General features: G+C 62.8%; 5 protein-coding genes. All 5 read left to right on the top strand.

Going from position 1 to position 7,759, the window contains the following annotated elements:
- Window positions 1-185 precede the first annotated feature (185 nt).
- On the top strand, window positions 186-392 hold the full coding sequence (locus ABR948_RS26455; RefSeq protein WP_428123634.1) for a hypothetical protein: 207 nt from the start codon (window positions 186-188) through the stop codon (window positions 390-392).
- A gap of 594 nt (window positions 393-986) precedes the next feature.
- Window positions 987-4,175, top strand: a complete 3,189-nt coding sequence (locus ABR948_RS26450) for an efflux RND transporter permease subunit (protein ID WP_428123632.1) — start codon at window positions 987-989, stop codon at window positions 4,173-4,175.
- Window positions 4,172-5,443 carry an efflux RND transporter periplasmic adaptor subunit gene (locus tag ABR948_RS26445; protein ID WP_428123630.1) on the top strand — a complete coding sequence of 424 codons (1,272 nt, stop codon included), beginning with the start codon at window positions 4,172-4,174 and terminating at the stop codon, window positions 5,441-5,443. The genes ABR948_RS26450 and ABR948_RS26445 overlap by 4 nt, the downstream gene beginning before the upstream one ends.
- An 82-nt stretch (window positions 5,444-5,525) precedes the next feature.
- Window positions 5,526-7,085: an efflux transporter outer membrane subunit gene (locus tag ABR948_RS26440; protein ID WP_428123627.1), complete on the top strand. Its 1,560-nt coding sequence runs from the start codon at window positions 5,526-5,528 to the stop codon at window positions 7,083-7,085.
- Between the two features lie 21 nt (window positions 7,086-7,106).
- Window positions 7,107-7,759, top strand: a 653-nt coding sequence (locus tag ABR948_RS26435; protein ID WP_428123625.1) for a response regulator transcription factor, incomplete at its 3' end; no start/stop codon positions are given.

Raw genomic sequence — 7,759 nt, 5'->3', positions numbered from 1 at the left:
GGTTTCGTGACCAGTGCTACACGCTCGATTGGACGCGAAGGTGAAATAGCCCCCGCGTGGTCCTGTGATCGATCTGTGACACGTAGTGATACGGCCCTGGACGACATTGACACCGAATCACGCCACTCTTATTGTGACAAACGTACTTGTTATCGACGCCTAGGCAGCAGGAGCTCCGCGGAGCGATGAGCAAGGAAACTCAACGCTCAACCGACCGATTCGACTGGGACGTCGCCGCGGCGGACGCCTTGGAGCAGGCGCGCCAGATGCAGGCGCGCCAGATGGCCCCTGGTCCGGAACGTAACGAAGCCCTCAAATTGGCCAGTTCTCTGCGTTGTACCGCCGACGAGCGCGGGCTGGTGTTTGCCAAGCGCGGCAGACCCCGCAAGTAGCAGACCCTGCAAGTAAACGCCGCCGCGTAAGCAGACGCCGGGAGCGGGGGCTGGTTGCGCGGATTTCGCGCGCATAGCGTCGCAACTCTTCTAACTCAAGTTTTCCAACTCAAGTCTTCCAACTCAAGTCTTCCAGCTATCGACATCAATCTGGAACCCGGCCCGAGCCGTGCCGCACGGACGGGCAACGTGGCACTGTCACACATGCCCCCCCTGCCTCTCTTGTGTGCGTTGCAGCATCGGATCCGGCGCCTGCCGCTCGCGTCCGGACGGTTCCTCTTCAGCATCACATCGCTTCTGCTGGACCCGGCGTCGGCCTAAGCCGCGGCAATCGCACCCGGAAAGCGCGCTTCGCGGCCCGCTTTTCCCGAGACTAAAATTCACTTTAGTCGCGCCTGCGCGAGGGAACCGCTAGCTATTACCCGCGTCGACAGGCGAAATCGTATCATGATAGGCTTCAGCGTGATGATCTCCATGAGTGGCCTGAGCGGTTGCAACACGCTCGGCCGAAATCGCGAGGCATCGGTTAGCGGATTTATCGATGCGAGTAGCGCAAGCGGGGGTCGTGGTGCCAACGGCTGAGGCTTCTCATTAATGTGGTTCGCTGATTTCGCGCTGAGGCGGCCGTATACGATCGTCGCGTCCCTGATCCTCGTCTGCCTGATGGGGCTGGGCGCGGGATTGCGCATGCCCATCGATATCTTCCCCGAAATCGACATTCCCGTGGTCAGCGTGGTCTGGACCTATCAGGGTATGAGCGCCCCGGACATCCGCGATCGCATTTTGACGCTGCACCAGCGACAGCTGGCCTCGCTGGTCGACGACATCAGCCGGATCGAGGCCACCGCCTATGCCGGCGTCGGCGTCGAGAAGGTGTACCTCCACGAAGGCGCCAACGTGACCCGCGCGATCTCGCAATTGGCGAGCAGCGCGCTCGTGGTCCTGAAATATATGCCGCCGAACATCACGCCGCCGCTGGTGTTGCGCTACGGCGCGACCGACGTGCCGATCATCCAGCTCAGTCTTTCCAGCGACTCGCTGCCGGACTCCAAGCTGAACGATCTTGGCCAGAACATCATCCGCCCCGATCTGGCGGTCGTTCACGGCGCGGAAGTCCCCTATCCCTATGGCGGCAAGCCGCGCGTCATCATGGTCGATCTCGATCAGCAGGCGCTGGCTTCGCGCGGATTGACGCCCTCGGACGTCGCCACCGCGATCCAGCAGCAGAACGTCATCCTGCCCTCCGGCGACGTCAAAATGGGGACCAAGGATTATTCGCTGGCGATGAACAACAGCCCGAACGCGATCGAGGCGATCAACCATTTTCCGGTCAAGGAAGTGGCGGGCCAGGTCGTGTTCGTGCGCGACGTCGCCCATGTTCACGATGGCTTTCAGACCCAGACCAATTCGGTGAGCGTTGACGGCCAGCCGGGCGCCTTGATGACGGTGCGCAAGACCGGCGGCGTTTCAACCCTGGCGGTGATCGACGGCGTGCGGGAAGCGCTGCCGGACGTCAGGCGGCTGATGCCGCCGGGCGTCAATATCAAGGCAATTTTCGATCAGTCGGTTTTCGTCAAGGCTTCGCTCAACAGCGTTCTGATGGGCGGAATGATCGCGGCCGGACTGACGGCGATGATGATTCTGCTGTTTCTCGGCAATTGGCGACTGACGCTGATCATCCTCGCGACCATTCCGATCTCGATCATCGCCGCCATTCTCATCATGTTCGTCGATGGCCAGACGTTGAACACGATGACGCTCGGCGGCTTTGCGCTGGCGGTCGGCATCCTGGTCGACAACAGTACGGTCGTCATCGAGAATATCGAGCGCCATGTGAAAGAGGGTGAAGGGCTGCGGCAGGCCATCGTGTCGGGCTGCGGCGAAGTCGCGGTTCCCACCGCACTTTCGACGCTCTGCATATGCATTGTGTTCGTGCCGGTTTTCCTGCTGGAGGGAACCGCCAAATACCTGTTCTCTCCGCTGTCGCTATCGGTCTGCGTGTCATTGATCGCCAGCCTCGCGCTGTCGTTCACGCTGGTGCCTGTGCTGTTCTCCTATCTGATGCGCTCGTCGCTCGAGGGTCATGCCGGACACGCCACCCAAGACGCGGCGCCACGCTCGCGGTTCAATGTTTTCAGTCTGATCCATCACAAATTCGAGGATGGATTTAACAGCCTGCGCGACGGCTATCGCAACGTCGTGGCTTTTTGCGTCGGGCGGGCGGCCGTCACCAGCGTTTTCTTCGTGCTGTTGATCGCTTTCTCCCTGCTGCTGTTCCCGCGCCTTGGCAGGGATTTCTTCCCTCAGGTGGACGCCGGCCAGATGCGCCTGCACGTTCGCGCGCCGCCCGCCAGCCGGCTGGAGGAGACTCAGCGCTATTTCGCCGAAGTCGAGAGTGCGATACGCCAGATCGTCGGTCAGGATCAGATCGAGGTCATCCTCGACAACATTGGCTTGCCGTATAGCGGCATCAATATCGCGTTGAGCGATTCGGCCACCGTCGGGCCGATGGACGGCGAAATTCTGATCTCCCTGAAGGAGAAGCATACGCCGACGCCTGCCCATGTCGCCGATTTGCGCCGTGACCTGCCCAAACGTTTTCCGGACCTGCTGTTTTTCTTCCAGCCCGCCGATATCGTCAATCAGGTGCTGAATTTCGGTCAGCCGGCGCCGATCGACATCAGGATTTCCGGGCCCAATGGCGACCAGACCTATGCGCTGGCGCAGAAAATCGCGCATGAACTAAATGCCATTCCCGGCGTTGTGGATTCGCATGTGTTTCAGGTTCCCGACGCTCCCGCGTTGAGCATCGATGTCGATCGCACATTGGCTCAGCAGGTCGGCGTCAGCGAGGACCAGATCGCCAAGAACATTCTGGTGACGGCGAATTCGAGCGCTCAAACCGTTCCGAATTTCTGGATCGATCCGAGAAACAGCGTGAGCTATCCGCTGGTGGTGCAGATGCCGACCTATCGGGTGAATTCGACGCAGGATCTGGCCACGGTTCCGATCAGCGCCGCCGGCAGCAAGTCGACCCAGATGCTGATGAATGTCGCCCAGTTCGGACGCAAGAACGTGCCGCTGGTGGCCTCGCAGCTCAACATCCGGCCGGTTTTCGACGTCAATGCCGACGTGCAGGGCCGGGACCTCGCCTCCGCCGCGGTCGAAATCGACAAGGTGCTGGACAGGGAACGCGTTGCCGCCAACGCTACCTCCCCGGTGACGATCACGCTCAGCGGGCAGGTCGAAACCATGCGCGAAAGCTTCAACGGGCTGTTCTCCGGCATGGCCATGGCGGTGGTGCTGGTCTATCTTGCCCTCGTCATCAATTTTCAAAGCTGGGTCGATCCGCTGATCGTCCTGGCGGCTGTCCCGTTCACACTGGGCGGAGTGATGTGGATGCTGTTTCTCACCCAGACGCATCTGAGCATCCCCGCCTTGATGGGGTCGCTGATGTGCATCGGCCTGACGGCGGCCAACAGTATCCTGGTCGTGACGTTCGCCAATCAGCGAATGGAGGCCGGCGACGACAAGACCACCGCTGCGATCGCCGCGGGCTATACCAGGTTGCGGCCGGTGATGATGACGGCAGGCGCCATGATCCTCGGCATGATCCCGATGGCGCTGGGGATCGGCGAGGGTGGCGAACAGAATGCGCCTTTGGCGCGCGCGGTCATCGGCGGGCTGATATTCGCCACCGCGGCGACCATGGTTTTCGTGCCGGTGGTTTATCGCTTGCTGCGCCGGGACAGCGACTTGTGGGTCAGACAGGAATCGAAATGACGAACGACCTCGATCCAGACACCGCCGGCCCCGGCGACTTCTCGAAGCTGAAGAGTGTCCCGCCGGGCACGGGGGCAAGAATAATCCGTGTTGTCGTCGTGATCGTGCTGGCGCTGGGGGTCGGCTTTTTCTTTGTCCATCGCTCGAAAAACGAGGCGGAAGCGCGACTGGCCGATGCGACCAGCAAGGAAACGACGGAGGCGCCGGCCGTCAGCGTTTTTACCGTGACGCGCTCTTCCGGCACGCAGTCCCTCAAGCTGCCCGGCGAAACCGCGGCCTGGAACGAGACCGCGATCTATGCCCGCGTCAACGGCTATGTCGCCAAATGGTTTGCCGATATCGGTGACAACGTCACGTCAGGCCAGACGCTGGCGCTGATCGATACGCCGGAACTGGACGCCGAACTGCTCGCCGCCAGGGCCAAGCTGAACGCCAGTATCGCGCAGGTCGCCGTCAAGCAGGCGCGGGCCGATTTTGCCGCGACCACCGATGAGCGCTGGCGCGAATCCCCGAAAGGCGTCGTGTCCGATCAGGAGCGGGAGTCCAAGAAGGCCGGCAGCGCCGAAGCGATCGCCGAGCTGAATGCGGCCAAGGCGCAAGTCATGCTGCAGCAGGCGGAAGTGGATCGCCTGACATCGCTGACGCAGTTCAAGGAGGTCAAGGCGCCCTTCGACGGAATCATCGTGCAGCGACAGATCGATATCGGAAATCTTGTGACGGCGGGCAGCACGGCCAATACAACGTCGCTCTACCATCTTTCCCAGAACAGCCCGATGCGCATCTATACCTTCGCCCCGCAGAGCGCCGCGCCGCAGCTGATGAAACCGGGCACCACCGCCGTGATCACGAGCACGGACCAGCCCAGTTTGCGCCTGGAAGGCAAGGTCGCGCGGACCGCCAAAGCGATCAATCCCGTATCACGCACGATTCGCATCGAAATCGATGTCCCGAATACCGACCGTTCGCTGGTTCCCGGCATGTACGTGCAGGCGGATTTCGAACTGACCGGGGGCGCCCCGATCCAGGTTCCGGCGGCCGCTTTGTTGTACCGGTCCGGTGGCCCGCAAATCGCCGTCGTCGACGGGGCGGACACCGTGTCCTTCAGGGACATCACGATCGCCAGCGATGATGGCAACGTGGTCTCGATCGGTTCTGGTCTGGCGATCGGCGACAAGGTCGCGCTCAATCTCAGCAGCCAGATCGCCGCTGGCCAAAAGGTCAAACCGAACTCGGACGAAGCAAAAAGCGCGTCGGCCCAAAAGCCGTAACAAGCACCTTGGCAACGAGGCCCGGGTGCTTCCGGTACGTCGTTTTTTGGCAGGTTGTTCTCGCAGGACTAGGATTTGTGGCGTGAAGGATTGGATGGGTCTGAGTTCGCTGGCGCTGGCCTTCGCCTTGAGCGGCTGTGCTGTCGGTCCGGAATATCTCACGCCGGACGCTGTCCTGCCCGCCAGTTTTCTGGCGCAGCCGGTCGGCAAGGAACCGGCCTCCGGCGGGGCGAACCCTGATCAATGGCAATGGTGGGCGACGTTGCGCGACCCGCAATTGAACAGCCTGATCGCCCGGGCGCTTGCGAACAATCTCGATCTCAAGATCGCGCTCGACCGTTTGCAGCAGGCGAGGTTGCAGCTCGTCGTCCTCGGCAGTCAGGCGCTTCCCGAACTCAATGGCGGCGGCGGCGGTGGCGTCGGCTCCGGGACCGACGAAACCAAGGGCCGTGCCGCGCAGGCGCTGAGGGCCGGGGACAACAGCGGGGCTCTCAAGAGCATCACCCAGATCGGCGGTCTCGACGCCGAATGGGAGATCGACATCTTCGGCAAGATCGCGCGCCGTGTCGAGGCGCAGGTCTATACCGCGGAGGCGCTCAAGGAGGCGCGCGACTGGGTCTATGTCGTGATCGCCGCCGACGTCGCCCGTCTGTACTTCGATCTGCGGGCCCGCCAGGACCGCCTTGCAATCCTCAATCGCGACATCGAGGCCGCGCATAGGGTGCTCGATCTCGCCCAGACCCGGCTCGATCGCGGCCTGACCAACGAACTGGACGTGACGCTTGCCAAACGCCAGGTGGCGACTCTGGAGGCGGACGTCGAGCCGCTCAAGGCGCTGATTGCCGCCAACGGCTATGCGATCGCCGTCCTGGTCGGTGAATACCCGGAGGCGCTCGCCCGTGAGCTGCGGCGGCCCGGCGCGGTCCCGCGGCTGCCGCCGCGTGCGCCGGTCGGGCTTCCGGTCGACCTGCTGCGTCGGCGTCCCGATATCCGCGAAGCCGAGCGATTCATGGCCGCGGCCGTCGCCGATATCGGAGCCAGGACCGCGGACCTGTTTCCGAGCCTGGTCATTACCGCCGCGGCAGGCGCGCAGGGTGGTCCGCGATCGGGCTCCGCTATTCCCATCACCTGGATCGACTCGGTGGGACCGTCGATCAATGCCCCAATTCTCGACTTCGGCGCGCTTGATGCCAGAATCGAGATCGCCGACTACCGGGCGCACGAGCTGGCCGCCGCCTATAAGCAGACCATTCTGGTGGCTGTGCAGCAGGTCGACGAAGCCAACACCGCCTATCGCAGTTACCGGCAGAGCCTGCGCAGCCTCGATACTGCGGTCGACGCCGCGCGCCAGGCGACCAAGATCGCGAGCGAGCGCTATGACAGGGGTCTCACCGACTTCCTCAACGTGCTTGACGCGGAACGCCAGCAATTCGCCCTGGAAGCCCAGCGCGCCGAGGTCGTCCGACTGGCGGGCGACAGTTTTGTCGCGCTCTACAAGGCGCTCGGCGGCGGCTGGCCGCCGGACGAAATCATTCCGCCGGTCCGGCATCCGGACCCCGCAGCAATTGCCGCGGTCAAACGCCTGATCCAGGACCCGCCGCATCCGCTGCCCCCTCCGCCCCCGCCGGGGCTTACGCCCTGACGCGATGAAAGAAGCACGTCGTTGACGAAGACGGCCCCGATCCATCCCCAGACCATCGTCCTCGTCGAGGACGAGATGGAACTGGCGAACGAGATCAAAATCGAGCTTGAGCGGCTGGGCCATCTTGTCCGGGCCGCTTCGATCGCCGAGGCCGCGGATGCCGCGCGTGTGGGCGATGCCGCGATGATGATCATGGACCGGATGGTGTTCGGCGAAGACAGCCTGACGACCCTGGAAGTCCTGCGCAAGGAGGGGATCAAGGTCCCGGTCCTGATGATCTCGGCGCTCGCCTCCATCGACGAGAGGGTTCGCGGCCTGAAGGCAGGAGGGGATGACTATCTCACCAAACCGTTTGCGATGGTGGAACTGACCGCGCGGGTCGAGGCGCTGCTGCGCCGTCTCGACGATGTGCGCACCACCAAGCTGCAGGCCGGCGACCTTGAAATGGACCTGATCGAACAAACGGTGCATCGCGGCAGCGCCAGGATCGATCTGTTGCCGCGCGAATTCAAGCTGCTGGAATACTTCCTGCGTCATCCCGGCCAGGTGATTACGCGGGCGATGCTGCTGCAGGACGTGTGGCACTACCACTTCTCGCTCGAGACCAATGTGGTCGACGTGCACATCAGCAATCTGCGCAAGAAGATCGACGTACGGGGTGGTGCCTCGCTGAT

It is taken from the genome of Bradyrhizobium sp., from assembly GCF_050014615.1.
Classification (GTDB): domain Bacteria; phylum Pseudomonadota; class Alphaproteobacteria; order Rhizobiales; family Xanthobacteraceae; genus Bradyrhizobium.
Note: the sequence above shows the minus strand (reverse complement) of the source record. Positions and strands in the feature narration are given on the sequence as shown.